The sequence below is a fragment of the Amycolatopsis sp. NPDC043889 genome, from assembly GCF_056435645.1.
Map to the genome: position 1 here is coordinate 55,883 of NZ_JBWKEC010000041.1, position 13,918 is coordinate 69,800.

Here is a 13,918-nt window from a genome sequence, read left to right on the forward strand (position 1 = left end):
TTTCGCGCGGAGGATCACCTTCCGCTTACGACCGTACCCGCATGTCAGGAATGTGGCTTTCAGGACGAAAATGTCCTGAAAGCCACTTTCCTGACACTGGCGCGGGGCGGACCGCCCGGTACCGCCCCGCGGGTCTCAGGAAAGCCGGGCGAGCGTCTCCGGCTTCAGCAGCTTCGCCAGCTCTTCGGCGGGCAGAAGCCCCTTCTCGACGACGAGTTCCGCCACCCCGCGCCCGGTCTGGAGCGCCTCTTTGGCGATCTCGGTCGCCGCCGCGTACCCGATCTTCGGGTTCAGCGCGGTCACCAGCCCGATCGAATTCTCGACGTAGCCCCGCAACACGTCCGCGTTCGCGGTGATCCCGGAGACGCATCGTTCCGCCAGCACTAGGCACGCCGACCGCAGATGCGTGATGCTCTCCGAAAGCGAATGCAGGATCAGCGGCTCGAAAGCGTTGAGCTGCAGCTGCCCGGCCTCGGCCGCCATCGTGACGGCGACGTCGTTGCCGATGACCTCGAACGCGACCTGGTTGACCACCTCGGGGATCACCGGGTTGATCTTGCCGGGCATGATCGACGACCCGGCCTGCACCGGCGGCAGGTTGATCTCGTTGAGCCCCGCCCGCGGCCCGGACGAGAGCAACCGCAGATCGTTGCAGCTTTTGGAAAGTTTCACCGCGATCCGCTTGAGCACGCCGGAAAGGTGCACGAACGCGCCGCAGTCCTGTGTCGCCTCGACGAGGTCCGCCGCGGACACGACGGGCAGGCCGGTGATCTCGCGCAGATGCGCGACGGCGGCCTCGGCGTATCCGGGCGCGGCGTTGAGCCCGGTGCCGATCGCGGTCGCGCCGAGGTTGATCTCGTGCAGCAGCGTCACCGCTTCGGTGAGCCGAAGCCGGTCTTCGCCGAGCATGACCGCGTAGGTGCCGAATTCCTGCCCCAATGTCATCGGGACGGCGTCCTGCAACTGCGTGCGGCCCATCTTCAGCAGATCGCGGAACTCGACGGCCTTGGCCGCGAAAGCCTGTTCCAGCACGACCATCGCCCCGGCCAGTTCGCGGACGGCGATGATCGTCGCGACGTTGACCGCGGTCGGGTACGCGTCATTGGTCGACTGCCCGAGGTTCACGTGCTCGTTCGGGTGCACGCGGGCGTAGTCACCCTTCTCGTGCCCGAGCAGTTCGAGCGCGCGGTTCGCGATCACCTCGTTGGCGTTCATGTTCGTCGAGGTGCCCGCGCCGCCTTGGATGACGTCGACGACGAACTGGTCGCGCAACGCGCCTTCGCGGATCTCACGGCACGCCCGGCGGATCGCGTCGGCGACGTCCGGCTCCAGCAACCCGAGGTCGGCGTTGGCACGGGCGGCGGCCTCCTTGACCGAGGCGAGCGCCGCGATCAGGTGTGGGTACGCGGAGATCGCGGTGCCGGTGATGGGGAAGTTCTCCCTGGCACGGGCGGTGTGCACGCCCCAGTAAGCGTCGGCGGGGACTTCCTTGTCCCCCAGCAGATCGTGTTCCACGCGGTGCATCGAAGACTCCTCAGGCGGCGAGGTCGAGTTCGGCCAGCGCGCCGGTCACGCGCAGGCCGGGGGTGGGCTCCAACACGTTCTGGTCTACACCGCACAACGCGAGCGTGGCGGCGAGCACGGGCCGTCGCGCACGGTCACCGCCGTCGGCGATCTTGAGCGCGATCGCCGTCCCGTCCGGGAGGGCGGCGACCTGGACGGCTTCGAAACCGTCCTTGGCGATCAGGCCGGGCACCGCGCGCATGAGCGCGGTGACGTCGCGACGGGTGCCGGCGACCAGTTCCGGATGCTTCCGGATCCCTGCGGCGACAAGGCCTTCCGGTGTCCCCGGCGCCGACGCGGCGATTTTGCCGACCGCACGGGCGAGCCCGCGCAGCGAGACCGCGAACAAGGGAGCGCCACAGCCGTCGACGGCCACCTTCGGGACGCGTTGCCCGGTCAGGTCTTCGACGCACTCCGCGATCGCGTGCTGAAGCGGATGGCCGGGATCCAGGTAGTCCTTTGTGGACCAGTCGTGCAGGCGGCACGTCGCGAGCATGGCGGCGTGCTTGCCGGAACAGTTGTGCGCCACCCGCGAAGCCGTCCGTCCGGACGCGACCCACGCGTCGCGTTCGACCGGGTCGAACGGCAGGTCCTCCGGCGTCCGCAGATCCTCCGTGGTGAGCCCGGCGCCGTCGAGCGTCCTGCGCACCTCGGCCAGATGGATCTCCTCGCCGGAGTGGCTGGCCGCCGCGGCGGCGAACCCGGCGGGACTCAGGTTGACCCCGAGCCGCGCCATCGCCGTGGCCTGCAAGGGTTTCGCGGCCGACCGCGGGTAGAACGCCGCCTCGATGTCGCCCGCGGCGAACAGCACGCGGCCGTCGGGAGCGAGTACCACGGCCGAACCGTGGTGCACCCCCTCGACCATTCCGTCGCGGAGGAGGTGCACCAGCGGTTCGTGCGCGGGGACGCGGATCTCCGGGATCACAGCTTCGTCTTTTCGAATACGTCCATGTTGATCCGCTTGCGGACCCCGAACCAGCCCGCCACCAGCGCGAGCCCGATGACCGGCAGACAGTACAGGGTGATCCGGCCGGTCTCGTCGAAGCCCATCAGCACCACGACCGCGGCGAGGAAGATCAGCGTCGCGATCTCGGTGTAGGGCGAGAACGGCAGGCGGTACGACGGGCGCTCGACCTCGCCGCGCTTGGCCTTGCGGACGAACAGCAGATGGGACAGCACGATGATCGCCCAGGTGCCGAGGATGCCGATGGCGGCGAAGTTCAGCACGATCTCGAAGGCCTGGCTCGGCACGACGGCGTTCAGGCCGACACCGACCACGCAGACCGCTGAGGTGAGCAGGATCCCGCCGTAGGGCACGTGGTTCTTGTTCATCACGCCGGTGAACTTCGGCGCGGAACCGGCCAGCGACATCGACCGCAGGATGCGGCCGGTGGAGTAGAGGCCCGAGTTGAGGCTGGACAGGGCCGCCGTCAGCACCACCAGGTTCATGACGTTGCCCGCCTGCGGCACCCCGATATGCGAGAGCACGGTGACGAACGGGCTCTCGTTCTTCGAGTAGGAGTCCCACGGCATCAGCATCGCCAGCAGGACGACCGAGCCGACGTAGAAGATCCCGATCCGCCACATGATCGAGTTGATCGCCTTCGGCATGATCTTGCGCGGGTTCTCCGTCTCGCCGGCGGCGACGCCGACCAGTTCGACCGAGGCGTAGGCGAACACGACACCCTGGACGATCAGCACCATCGGCAGCAGGCCCGCGGGGAAGATCCCGCCATGGTCGGAGATCAGCGAGAAGCCCGGCGTCGTGCCGTCGATCGGCTGCTGCGTGACCAGCAGGAAGATCCCGATCCCCATGAAGGTCACCAGCGCGGCGACCTTGATGATGGCGAACCAGAACTCCATCTCGCCGAACAGTTTCACCGAAACCATGTTCAGCGCCAGCACCACCGCCAGCGCGATGAGCGCCAGCACCCATTGCGGGATCGGGGTGAAGAACGACCAGAAATGCGCGTACAGCGCGATCGCGGTGATATCCGCGATACCGGTCGTCGACCAGTTCAGGAAGTGCATCCAGCCCGCGACGAAAGCGCCCTTCTCACCCATGAATTCCCGGGCGTAGGAGACGAAGGCACCGGAGGAGGGGCGGTACAGGATGAGTTCGCCGAGCGAACGCACCACGAAGAACGCGAAGAGGCCGCAGACCGCGTACACGATCGCGAGCGCGGGGCCCGCCTGCGCGAGCCTGCCGCCCGCGCCGAGGAACAGGCCGGTGCCGATGGCGCCGCCGATCGCGATCATGTTGACGTGGCGGGGTTTCAGCGCCTTGTCGTAGCCGGCGTCACCGGCGTCGGCGAGCACCGGCGCGGATTTGCTGTCGTCCGCGCTGAGGGTCTGTTCGGTCACGATGTCAGTCGTCCTTGTCCTGCTGCGTCGTGTGGCCCGGCCGCACGATGGTGGTGAGCGCGTCCTCGACGTGTTCGAGATGGGAGGTCATCGCCGCGACGGCGTCGGCTTCGGAGCCGGCGGCGATGGCGGTGACGATCTCACGGTGCTCGGTGTTCGAGCGGGTCCGACGGTCCCCCAATTGGTTGAGAAAGGACGACTGGCGGGCCAGCGCGTCCCGGATCTCTTCGATGACCTTGCCGAACACCGGATTGCCCGAAGCCTGGGCGATGGTGATGTGGAACAGCGAGTCCAGCGCCACCCACGCGGTGTTGTCGGTTTCGACGTCCATCCGCTCGACGAGGTGACCGAGCAGGTCCAGGTCGTCGGTGCCGCGGCGCAAGGCCGCGTAACCGGCGACGGGGATCTCGACGTGCCGCCGGACCTCGAACAGGTCACGGGCCGAGTAAGTCCCGAAGGTGGGGTTCTCGACCGGCCCGGTGGCGGTCACGAAAGTCCCTTTGCCCGTTTTGGACACGGTGAGCCCGAGTGCCTGCAGCCCCCGCAACGCTTCGCGGACGACCGAACGGCTGACCTCGAACTCCTTGCCGAGCGCGGATTCCGACGGCAGTTTCTGGCCGACGGGGTACTCGCCGCGCTCGATGGCACCGCGGAGGTGGGCCAGAACGGCCTCCATCGCGCTGACGCGTCGTGGACCACCGTGTCCGGCTGTCTGGCTGTCAGACAGGTTCATGAGACGAGATCGTGCGGTCGCGCGCGACTCTTTGTCAAGCGTTCGGCCGAGCGCCTCGATCCAGCCTGCGAGGCCCGCTTCAGCGGGGTAAGGGGAAGCCGTACTGCGGGCTTTTACGGCCACGAACCTCTGGTGCGACAGTGTTCTTGCCGTGGGAGGTGGTGAGCGTCACAGCTCCGCGTGAGGTGATCGTGAGTGTTTGGGTCCGTCAGAGCCAAGGGTGTCCGTGAAGGCCTCCTTGCCTACCCTGAAGGTAGTAAACGAGGCCTTCATGTACTTCAGGCGGGTATGGGCGCCGGTACCGAGCCCACCGAACGCGTCGTGAGTGGCGTTTCGGGTTAGAACCCGAAACGCCACTCACGACCCCCGCGAACTTCAGACGCGGTGGAGCGCGATCACAGGGAACGGCCGCGTGGTCTTCGACTGATGTTCGGCCAACCGCGGGAACGCCTTCGCCTGCTTCGCGAACAAACGGTCCCGAGCCGCTCCGGTGACCTCGACCGCGTGCGCGGTGAAGGCCTCTCCGTCCGCCTCGACGTCGACCGACGGCTCCGCGACCAGGTTGCGATACCAGTCCGGATGCCCGGGCGCGCCACCGTTGGCGGCGAAGACGACGTAGCGGTCGTCGTCGGCCAGGAACAGTATCGGCGTCACGTGCCGTCGTCCCGTGCGGGCGCCGGTGGTGGTGAGCAGCAACGTCGGAAGACCGTCGCCGTGGCGGCCGTTCGCGCGGAACTCCGCGATCACGCGCTCGTTCATGGCCTGCAGGTCGATCATCAACTCTCCGGGCGGTTCGGTGATCTTGGCGGCTGGCCAGTCTGCCCATCCACGCCCAGGTCGGCAAGCATTTTTCGATCCTGGCTGCTCACGACGCCGAAACTGTCGGTGCCGGTGGCGATACTGATTCCGTGTCCCCCGTCAGCCGCGGCCGCAAGCCCGCCAACCGACCGAAGAGCCCGCGCTCCCGCCGTCCACGTCCGCCTCTGGACGTGGCCAGGGTGGAGCGCTGGCCGAAGCTGCTCCACGGGCCGATCGAGCTTTCGGATTTTGTGGTCCAAGGCCAGGTGGATCAGGATCTGGTCGTCCTGGCCGCCAAGCTGACCGCCGGCAAACGCTCGGTGGGGGTCGAGGTGGTGGTCAACGATCGCGAGGTCGACGTGATCGAGCTCCATCCCGAACCCGAGGACGCACTGGCGGTTCTTCGCAACGGCTTCGAGGTGACCCAGGCGCCGCTGACACCCGAAGAGTTCCGGAACCAGGTCGAAGCGGCCTTGATCGCCAAGGCGGACCGCGACGCCTGGATTCGGGAGAGGGCTCCCAAGCTCTTGGAACTGGGGAGAGATCCGAGACCCGATCTGCCCGAGCGTGCGGCTCAATTGCGCCGGTGGCTCGGTCTTCCCGACTACGAACCGCTGCCTCGCATACCGTCGGCCGAGCCGCTGCCGCTCGTCCTGCCCCCGCCCGTGCCGGTCACCGGGCTCTGGCTGGCGGTCGCCCTGTCCGAACCGGACGACGCGATCTGGCGAAGGCTCGAAGTCCGCTCCGACGTCACCCTCGCCGGACTGCACCGGATCCTCGCGACCGCGTTCGACCGGGACGAGCGGCGGCATCACCGGTTCGAGACCGCGTACGGAGGCTTCAGCGTCGACGCGCAGAGCGGTGAGGGCGAACGGCTGGACGACGAAGTGACACTCGGCCAGGTAGTCACATCGCCCGGCCACCGGCTCCTCTACGAGGTGGAGGAGTGGACGCACTGGATCCGCGTCGAGCAGCTGGTCGCCCTCCCCGAAGCACCGAGCTGCCTCGACGGTGAACGTGCCGCCCCTCCGGCGGAATGCGAAGACGAGCAGAGCTACGAGATGTTGCTGGAAGCCCTGCGCGATCCCGACGACGAAGAGAACGAGGAACTGCTCGAAGAGCTCGGCGGCTTCGGGTTCCATCCGGAGTGGTTCGACAGGGAGGAGGTCAACGAGCGGCTGGCCCGGCAGAGCTGATCCCGCGCCCCGTTCGGGGGTAACCGAGGTCATCGCGAACCGCACCGCGTCGGTGCTTGGCGGCGGCCGGTCGGAGGGGGAGACTGGCCCTCGCCGGGGTGCCATCCCGCCCGGGCGCCGTCGGACCTCGGCGCATAAGGTGGGAGGACCGGCCCGCGTCAAGCAGCCAGGGATCCGTCTGCCTAGGGGAGGTTTTCGCTGGTGTCGAACGATTCCTTCGTCCACCTGCATGTGCACACCGAGTACTCGATGCTCGACGGTGCGGCGAAGATCGCCCCCTTGTTCAAGGAGGCGGCGCGCCTGGGCATGCCCGCGGTCGGGATGACCGACCACGGCAACATGTACGGCGCGGACGAGTTCTACCAGCAGGCGGTCAAGCACGACCTCAAGCCGATCATCGGCATCGAGGCCTACATCGCGCCGGAGAGCCGCTTCCACAAGAAGCCGGTCTTCTGGGGCCAGTCGAACCAGCGTGGCGCCGACGAGTTCGGTGAGGGCGGTGACGTCTCCGGTGGTGGTGCCTACACCCACATGACGATGCTCGCCGAGAACTCCACTGGCCTGCGCAACCTGTTCAAGCTCTCCTCCCTGGCGAGCATGCAGGGCTACTACCGCAAGCCCCGGATGGACCGCGAGCTGATCGCGGAGAACCACCACGGCATCATCGCGACCACCGGCTGTCCCTCGGGCGAGGTGCAGACGCGGCTCCGGCTGGGGCAGCGCACCGAAGCGATCCAGGCCGCGTCGGACTACAAGGACATCTTCGGCGCCGACAACTTCTTCCTTGAGTTGATGGACCACGGGCTGCCGATCGAGCGGTCGGTCCGTGAGGGACTGCTCGAGGTCGGAAAGCTGCTCGACCTCAAACCGCTGGCCACCAACGACTCGCACTACGTCACCAAGGACCAGGCTGACACCCACTCGGCGCTGCTGTGCGTGCAGGCGGGCAAGACGCTGAACGACCCGAACCGCTTCAAATTCGACGGTGACGGCTACTACCTGAAGTCGGCCGCCGACATGCGGGAGTACTGGGACAAGGAGGTCCCCGGCGCCGCCGACTCGACGCTGCTGATCGCCGAGCGCGTCGAGTCCTACAAGGACGTGTACACGCACAAGGACCGGCTGCCGTTCTTCGAGGTCCCCGACGGCTACGACCAGGGCACCTGGCTGCGGGAAGAGGTCGCGCGCGGCCTCAAGTGGCGGTACCCGGACGGCGTGCCGGACCCGTACTACAACGAGCGCATCGAGATCGAGCTCGACGTCATCATCGGGAAAGGCTTCCCCGCCTACTTCCTCATCGTGGCCGACCTCATCAACTACGCCCGCAAGGTCGGCATCCGCGTCGGCCCCGGCCGTGGTTCCGCCGCCGGCTCGCTGGTCGCGTACGTCCTCGGTATCACCAACCTGGACCCGATCCCGCAGAAGCTGCTGTTCGAGCGGTTCCTGAACCCCGAGCGCGTCTCGATGCCCGATATCGACATCGACTTCGACGACCGCCGTCGCGGCGAGATGATCCGCTACGCCACCGAGAAGTACGGCGTCGACAAGGTGGCGCAGGTCATCACTTTCGGCACCATTAAGACCAAGGCGGCCATCAAGGACTCCGCCCGCGTCCACTTCGGCCAGCCGGGGTACGCGATCGCGGACCGGATCTCGAAGGCGCTCCCGCCGCCGATCATGGCGAAGGACATCCCGCTCTCGGGCATCGTCGACTCGAAGCACGAGCGCTACGGCGAAGCGGCCGAGGTCCGCGCCCTCGTCGAGACCGACGAAGAGTGCAAGACGATCTTCGAGACCGCTCGCGGCCTCGAAGGCCTGATCCGCAACGCCGGCGTCCATGCCTGCGCGGTCATCATGTCGTGCGACCCGCTGACCGACGCCATCCCGCTGTGGCAGCGTGACGACGGTTCGATCATCACCGGCTGGGACTACCCGTCGTGCGAGGCCATCGGCCTGCTGAAGATGGACTTCCTCGGCCTGCGGAACCTCACCGTCATCGGTGACGCGATCGACAACATCAAGACCAACCGCGGGATCGACATCGACCTCGACACCCTCGGCGTCGAAGACCCGGAGACGTACAAGCTGCTCTCCCGCGGTGACACGCTCGGCGTGTTCCAGCTGGACGGCGGGCCGATGCGTGACCTGCTCCGCCGGATGCAGCCGACGGTGTTCGACGACATCGTGGCGGTGGGCGCGCTGTACCGCCCCGGCCCGATGGGCATGAACGCGCACAACGACTACGCCGACCGCAAGAACGCGCGGCAAAAGGTCAAACCGATCCACCCCGAGCTCGAAGAGCCCCTGAAGGAGATCCTGGCCGACACCTACGGCCTGATCGTCTATCAGGAGCAGATCATGCACATCGGCCAGAAGGTGGCCGGGTACTCCATGGGCCGCGCGGACGTGCTCCGACGCGCCATGGGTAAGAAGAAGGCGGAAGTCCTCGAGAAGGAGTTCGTCGGCTTCGAAGAGGGCATGAAGTCGAGCGAGCTGGTTCCCGGCGGCTTCTCCTCCGAGGCGATCAAGGCGCTCTGGGACACGATCCTCCCGTTCGCCGGCTACGCGTTCAACAAGAGCCACGCGGCCGCGTACGGCCTGATCTCGTACTGGACCGCGTACCTCAAGGCGAACTTCACGCCGGAGTACATGGCCGCGCTGCTCACCTCGGTGGGTGACAACAAGGACAAGTCCGCGGTCTACCTCTCGGAGTGCCGCCGCCTCGGGATCAAGGTGCTCCCGCCGGACGTCAACGAGTCGGCGCTGAGGTTCGCGGCCGTCGGGGAGGACATCCGCTTCGGCATGGGTGCCGTCCGCAACGTCGGCGCGAACGTCGTCGAGTCGATCATCAAGACCCGCGAGGAGAAGGGGAAGTACTCCTCCTTCACCGATTTCCTCGACAAGTCGGAGCTGGTGGCCTGCAACAAGCGGGTCATCGAATCGCTGATCAAGGCGGGCGGGTTCGACTCGCTCGGCAACACGCGGCTTTCGATGATCCAGGTGCACGAGGACGCGGTCGAAGCCGTGGTCCCGCTCAAGCGCCAGGAGGCGATGGGCCAGTTCGACCTCTTCGGGTTCGGTGGGGACGACGACGCGGAAGCCGCGGCGTCCTCGTCACCGCTCGCGCATCTGAAGTTCGGCGAAGAGGAGTACCCGCGCAAGCAGCTCCTGGCCTACGAACGGGAGATGCTCGGCCTCTACGTCTCGGCGCATCCGCTGGACGGCGCCGAACGCATCCTGCGCAAACACGCGCCGAGGCCGATCGCCGCGATCCTCGCCGACCCGCCGAAGGAAGGCGAGCTGGTCGTCTCCGGGCTGATCACCTCGCTGGAACGCCGGGTCAACAAAAAGGGCGAGCCCTGGGCGATCTGCACCATCGAGGACATGGACGCCTCGCTCGAGGTGCTGTACTTCCCGAAGTCCTACGCGATGTTCTCCGCCGACCTCATCGAGGACAATGCGGTCCTGGTCAAGGGCCGGGTGAACTGGCGCGAGGACAAGATGTCCATCTTCGGCGGCGGTCTCGTGCCGCTCGACCTGTCCGAGGTCGGCAACGGCGACGACGATCTGCCGCTGGTCCTGCTGGCCGCGGCGGAGAAGATCGACCAGTCGGTGGTCAGCGAGCTGAAGCAGACCTTGCTGGCGCACAAGGGCGAGACCCCGGTGCACCTCAAGCTGGTCGGCAAGAACCAGACGGTCTTCGCGCTCTACGACTATCCGGTCAAGGTGACGTCGATGCTGATCGGTGAGCTCAAGGGCATCCCCGGGATCGCCGCCAGCACCTGATGAGCGCCTACGAACCCGACCCCCGGCGCTGGAAGGCGCTCGCCGTCTCGCTCGCCGCCGGGTTCATGGGGCTGCTCGACGTCAGCATCGTCAACACGGCGCTGCCCTCGATCCAGAAGGATCTCGGCGCGTCGAGCGGCGGGATCCAATGGGTGGTTTCGGGCTACGCGCTGGCTTTCGGGCTGGTGCTGGTGTCCGGCGGCAGGCTCGGTGACGCGCTCGGCCGCCGCCGCATGTTCCTGTTCGCGCTCGCCGCGTTCGTGCTGACCAGCGCGTTCGCCGGCGCGGCACCGAACGAAACGACGCTGATCCTCGCGCGGCTCCTGCAGGGTTTCGCCTCGGGCATGATGACGCCGCAGAACAGCGGGATGATCCAGGACCTGTTCCGGGGCGCGGAACGGGGCCGGGCGTTCGGCATGTTCGGCGCCACCGTCGGGATTTCGACCGCGGTCGGGCCGGTGCTCGGCGGCGTGATCCTCGCCGTCTTCGGTGACCCGGAAGGCTGGCGCTGGGTCTTCTACGTGAACGTGCCCATCGGGATCCTGGCGTTCGCGCTGGCACTGAGATGGCTGCCGAAACCAGAGACACCGGCGAGAAGCCTGCGCGGTGAGATCGACTTCGTCGGCATCATGCTGCTGGGCGTCGCCGTGCTCGGTGTCCTGCTCCCGTTGATCGAGTCCGAACAGGGCGGGCTCAGCAGCCTGTGGTGGCTGTTCCTCGTCGCGGTGGTCTTCGGTTTCGCGTTCGTGCGCTGGGAACGCTCGATGGTGCGGCGCGGCCGTCCGCCGCTGCTGGACACCCGCCTGTTCACCGGAACCCCGGGCTACGCGACGGGTGCGGCCGTCGGCGCGCTGTACTTCAGCGGGTTCACCGGGATGTGGCTGGTCTTCGCCATCTTCTTCCAGCAAGGCCTCGGCTACACGCCACTGCAATCCGGACTCGCCGTCACCTCCTTCGCCCTCGGCTCGGCCGTATCGGCGGCGATCGCGGGACGGCTGGTGCCGAAGTGGGGCCGCAAGCTCACCGTCACCGGGCTGGTCATGGTGATCGCCGGGATGATCACGGTCGCCGTTCTCGCCGGTCAGGATCCAGGCTCCGCGGCGGGCTGGTGGTTCGCGCCGCCGTTGCTCGTCGCCGGGGTCGGTGGAGGCATGGTCATCTCGCCCAACACCACGTTGACGCTGGAATGCGTACCGACGTCGATGGCCGGGGTGGCCGGGGGAGCGTTGCAGACCGGGCAACGGATCGGCACCGCGATCGGCACGGTGGTGCTGGCCTCGGTCTTCCACGCGGTACTCGGTGCGAACGGGGGCTATCCGTCGGCGCTGACCGCCGCGATGCTGTGCGCCGCCACGTTGACGAGCTCGGCACTTTTACTCGCCGTGATCGAACTCCGCGCGCGCCGGAAGCGGCGTTTGCTCACCGAGCGGGAGGAAGCCGAGCGGGCTGCCGCCGACAGTCAACGCGGCTGAGTCTCCGCACGTGCCGATGACTACTTTCGGCAAGATCGAATGCTCCATCCGAGTGACTGAAGCTGTCATCCTCTGGTGCTACTCAGAGCAACCGGGTACACCTAACGGAGCCTTCACCGCTGTGACTTGGCTACCGACAGTGGTATTTCTGTCGATCGATCGGGGATGGATCGATCGGCGGGAGCGATCGTGGTGAGTCCGGAGTTCTCAGGAATGGACACCCGCGGTCACGAACCGGTGGACAGCCGTCGGCGTCCGCGGGGGACCGTTCGGCGGCGGCCGGCTCAACACCACTGGCGAGCCGAGTACCGGTGAGGCATTCGCGCGGGTGGGTTCGCGCGGGGTCGCCTGGGGAGGTGCACCCGGCCCGGACCCACCCGCCGCGCGTTCCTCCGAGTGTGTGAACCGCTTTCGGCTGCGAAGATCTCCGCAGATCGACAAGGCGAGGAGCACCGATGGCGGAGAGTTCTGTACGGCGGAGTCGGCTGCGGGTCTGGTACCGGCCGATGACGATGCGCGATTCCGGTGAAGGGCACCGGGTCGCGACCCCGCTGGAGCTGCTGTTCGACCTGTGTTTCGTGGTCGCCGTCGCGCAGGCCGCCGCCGGTCTGCACCACGCGATCGCCGAGAACCACATCGGGCACGGGGTGCTCAGCTTCGGGATGGTGTTCTTCGCGATCTGGTGGGGCTGGCTGAACTTCAGCTGGTTCGCGTCGTCGTTCGACACCGACGACGTCCCGTACCGGCTGGTGACGCTGGTGCAGATCGCGGGAGGACTGACCGTCGCCGCCGGTGTCTCGTCCGCCTTCGACGGTGACTTCAAGATCGTGGTCGCCGGCTACGTACTGATGCGGCTCGCGATGGTCGTGCAGTGGCTGCGCGCCGCGCGGACCGATCCGGAATGCCGTCCGGCAGCGCTGCGCTATGCCATCGGCATCACGATCGTCCAGATCCTGTGGGTCGTCCGCCTCGGCCTCCCGGAGTCGCTGGCGCTGCCGTCGTTCTTCCTGCTCTTGCTGGCGGAACTCGCGGTCCCGGTGATCGCCGAACGCAAGCGCTGGACGGGCTGGCACCCGCACCACATCGCCGAGCGCTACGGCCTGTTCACGATCATCGTGCTGGGTGAATCCATCCTCGGCGCGACCACCGCGGTCAAGGAAGGGCTGGACGAGGGCAAGCACACCGGCAGCTTGATTTCGCTCGCCGCCGCGGGTCTCGTGCTGGTGTTCTCCTTGTGGTGGCTGTACTTCGACCAGCCGGGTCACGTCCGGCTCGAAAAGGCGAAAAGCCTGTTCACCGTCGCGAGCTGGGGTTATGGGCACTATCTGATCTTCGCCTCGGCGGCCGCGCTCGGCGCCGGTCTCGAAGTCGCGGTCGACTACGACACCCACACCGGGCACGTCGCGTCCTTGCCCGCCGCGATGGCGACGACCGTGCCCGTCGTGATCTATCTGCTCAGCGTCTGGCTGATGCACATCGGGCCCACCAACGAATGCCGCCCGATCGCGATCGGCTTCCCGGTGACGGCGGTGCTCGTGCTCGGCGCGTCGTTCACGCCGGCGCCCATCCACATCACCGCCGGGCTCGCCGCCGCCCTCGTCGTGCTGACGGTGGTCGCCACCCACGGAGAGCCGGTGCCGGGCGAGGGGCCGATCGATGCAGGTCAGAGCCCCGGCGCGAAAAAAGGGACCCCCCTGTAAACGCCGGTTTCGGGCCGTGTAATGTTCTCTTCGTCGCCAGGGAAACCGAGCGGCCGCCGGGAACACGAACCAAGCTCCCACCGGATGGTGGTAGAGTGGGTGGTCCCGAACCGGAGAGGTAACTCTACCCCCGCTGAAACGGCAGTTTCGAGCAGGTGCTAGAGTGTGCTCCGGACAAAAGCCAAGAAATAAATGCTTCGGATAAGGCCGCGTGATGGCGGTGCGATCTGGGGTGTGTTGCTTGAGAACTCAACAGTGTGCTAGTGAACTAAGCCAGTAGAGCTTATGTTTTTTGAACCTCGTTTG

General features: G+C 67.0%; 9 protein-coding genes. 4 read left to right on the forward strand and 5 right to left on the reverse strand.

Features of this window, described 5'->3' with window-relative positions; genetic code table 11:
* Positions 1–135: 135 nt before the first annotated feature.
* From aspA to AC0685_RS39815, 5 genes are all read right to left on the reverse strand, one after another.
* Entirely contained in the window at positions 136–1,524 is a 1,389-nt protein-coding gene (gene aspA, locus AC0685_RS39795) for an aspartate ammonia-lyase (RefSeq protein WP_478230225.1), read from the reverse strand.
* A 10-nt stretch (positions 1,525–1,534) separates the two neighbouring features.
* A complete protein-coding gene (locus AC0685_RS39800) occupies positions 1,535–2,488 on the reverse strand; it encodes an asparaginase (RefSeq protein ID WP_478230226.1) in 954 nt (317 codons plus the stop codon).
* On the reverse strand, positions 2,485–3,927 hold the full coding sequence (locus tag AC0685_RS39805) for an amino acid permease (protein ID WP_478230227.1): 1,443 nt from the start codon (positions 3,925–3,927) through the stop codon (positions 2,485–2,487). Before AC0685_RS39805 ends, AC0685_RS39800 begins: the two co-directional genes overlap by 4 nt.
* A gap of 4 nt (positions 3,928–3,931) precedes the next feature.
* Positions 3,932–4,603, reverse strand: a complete 672-nt coding sequence (locus tag AC0685_RS39810; RefSeq protein WP_478230235.1) for a FadR/GntR family transcriptional regulator — start codon at positions 4,601–4,603, stop codon at positions 3,932–3,934.
* Positions 4,604–5,035: 432 nt separating this feature from the next.
* Positions 5,036–5,437: a nitroreductase/quinone reductase family protein gene (locus AC0685_RS39815; protein ID WP_478230228.1), complete on the reverse strand. Its 402-nt coding sequence runs from the start codon at positions 5,435–5,437 to the stop codon at positions 5,036–5,038.
* A 131-nt stretch (positions 5,438–5,568) separates the two neighbouring features.
* Here AC0685_RS39815 and AC0685_RS39820 point away from each other — a divergent pair, with 131 nt between their 5' ends.
* From AC0685_RS39820 to AC0685_RS39835, 4 genes are all read left to right on the forward strand, one after another.
* Entirely contained in the window at positions 5,569–6,654 is a 1,086-nt protein-coding gene (locus AC0685_RS39820; protein ID WP_478230229.1) for a plasmid pRiA4b ORF-3 family protein, read from the forward strand.
* A 201-nt stretch (positions 6,655–6,855) separates the two neighbouring features.
* Positions 6,856–10,440 carry a DNA polymerase III subunit alpha gene (dnaE, locus tag AC0685_RS39825; protein WP_436462520.1) on the forward strand — a complete coding sequence of 1,195 codons (3,585 nt, stop codon included), beginning with the start codon at positions 6,856–6,858 and terminating at the stop codon, positions 10,438–10,440.
* Entirely contained in the window at positions 10,440–11,912 is a 1,473-nt protein-coding gene (locus AC0685_RS39830) for an MFS transporter (protein ID WP_478230231.1), read from the forward strand. Before dnaE ends, AC0685_RS39830 begins: the two co-directional genes overlap by 1 nt.
* Before the next feature lie 455 nt (positions 11,913–12,367).
* Complete coding sequence (locus AC0685_RS39835; RefSeq protein WP_478230232.1) at positions 12,368–13,612, forward strand: low temperature requirement protein A; 1,245 nt, start codon at positions 12,368–12,370, stop codon at positions 13,610–13,612.
* Positions 13,613–13,918: the final 306 nt, after the last annotated feature.

Coding starts and splice junctions, on each gene's coding strand:
- aspA (WP_478230225.1), bottom strand. CDS start 1,524: ATGCACCGCGTGGAACACGATCTGCTGGGGGACAAGGAAGTCCCCGCC.
- AC0685_RS39810 (WP_478230235.1), bottom strand. CDS start 4,603: ATGGAGGCCGTTCTGGCCCACCTCCGCGGTGCCATCGAGCGCGGCGAG.
- AC0685_RS39815 (WP_478230228.1), bottom strand. CDS start 5,437: ATGATCGACCTGCAGGCCATGAACGAGCGCGTGATCGCGGAGTTCCGC.
- AC0685_RS39830 (WP_478230231.1), top strand. CDS start 10,440: ATGAGCGCCTACGAACCCGACCCCCGGCGCTGGAAGGCGCTCGCCGTC.
- AC0685_RS39835 (WP_478230232.1), top strand. CDS start 12,368: ATGGCGGAGAGTTCTGTACGGCGGAGTCGGCTGCGGGTCTGGTACCGG.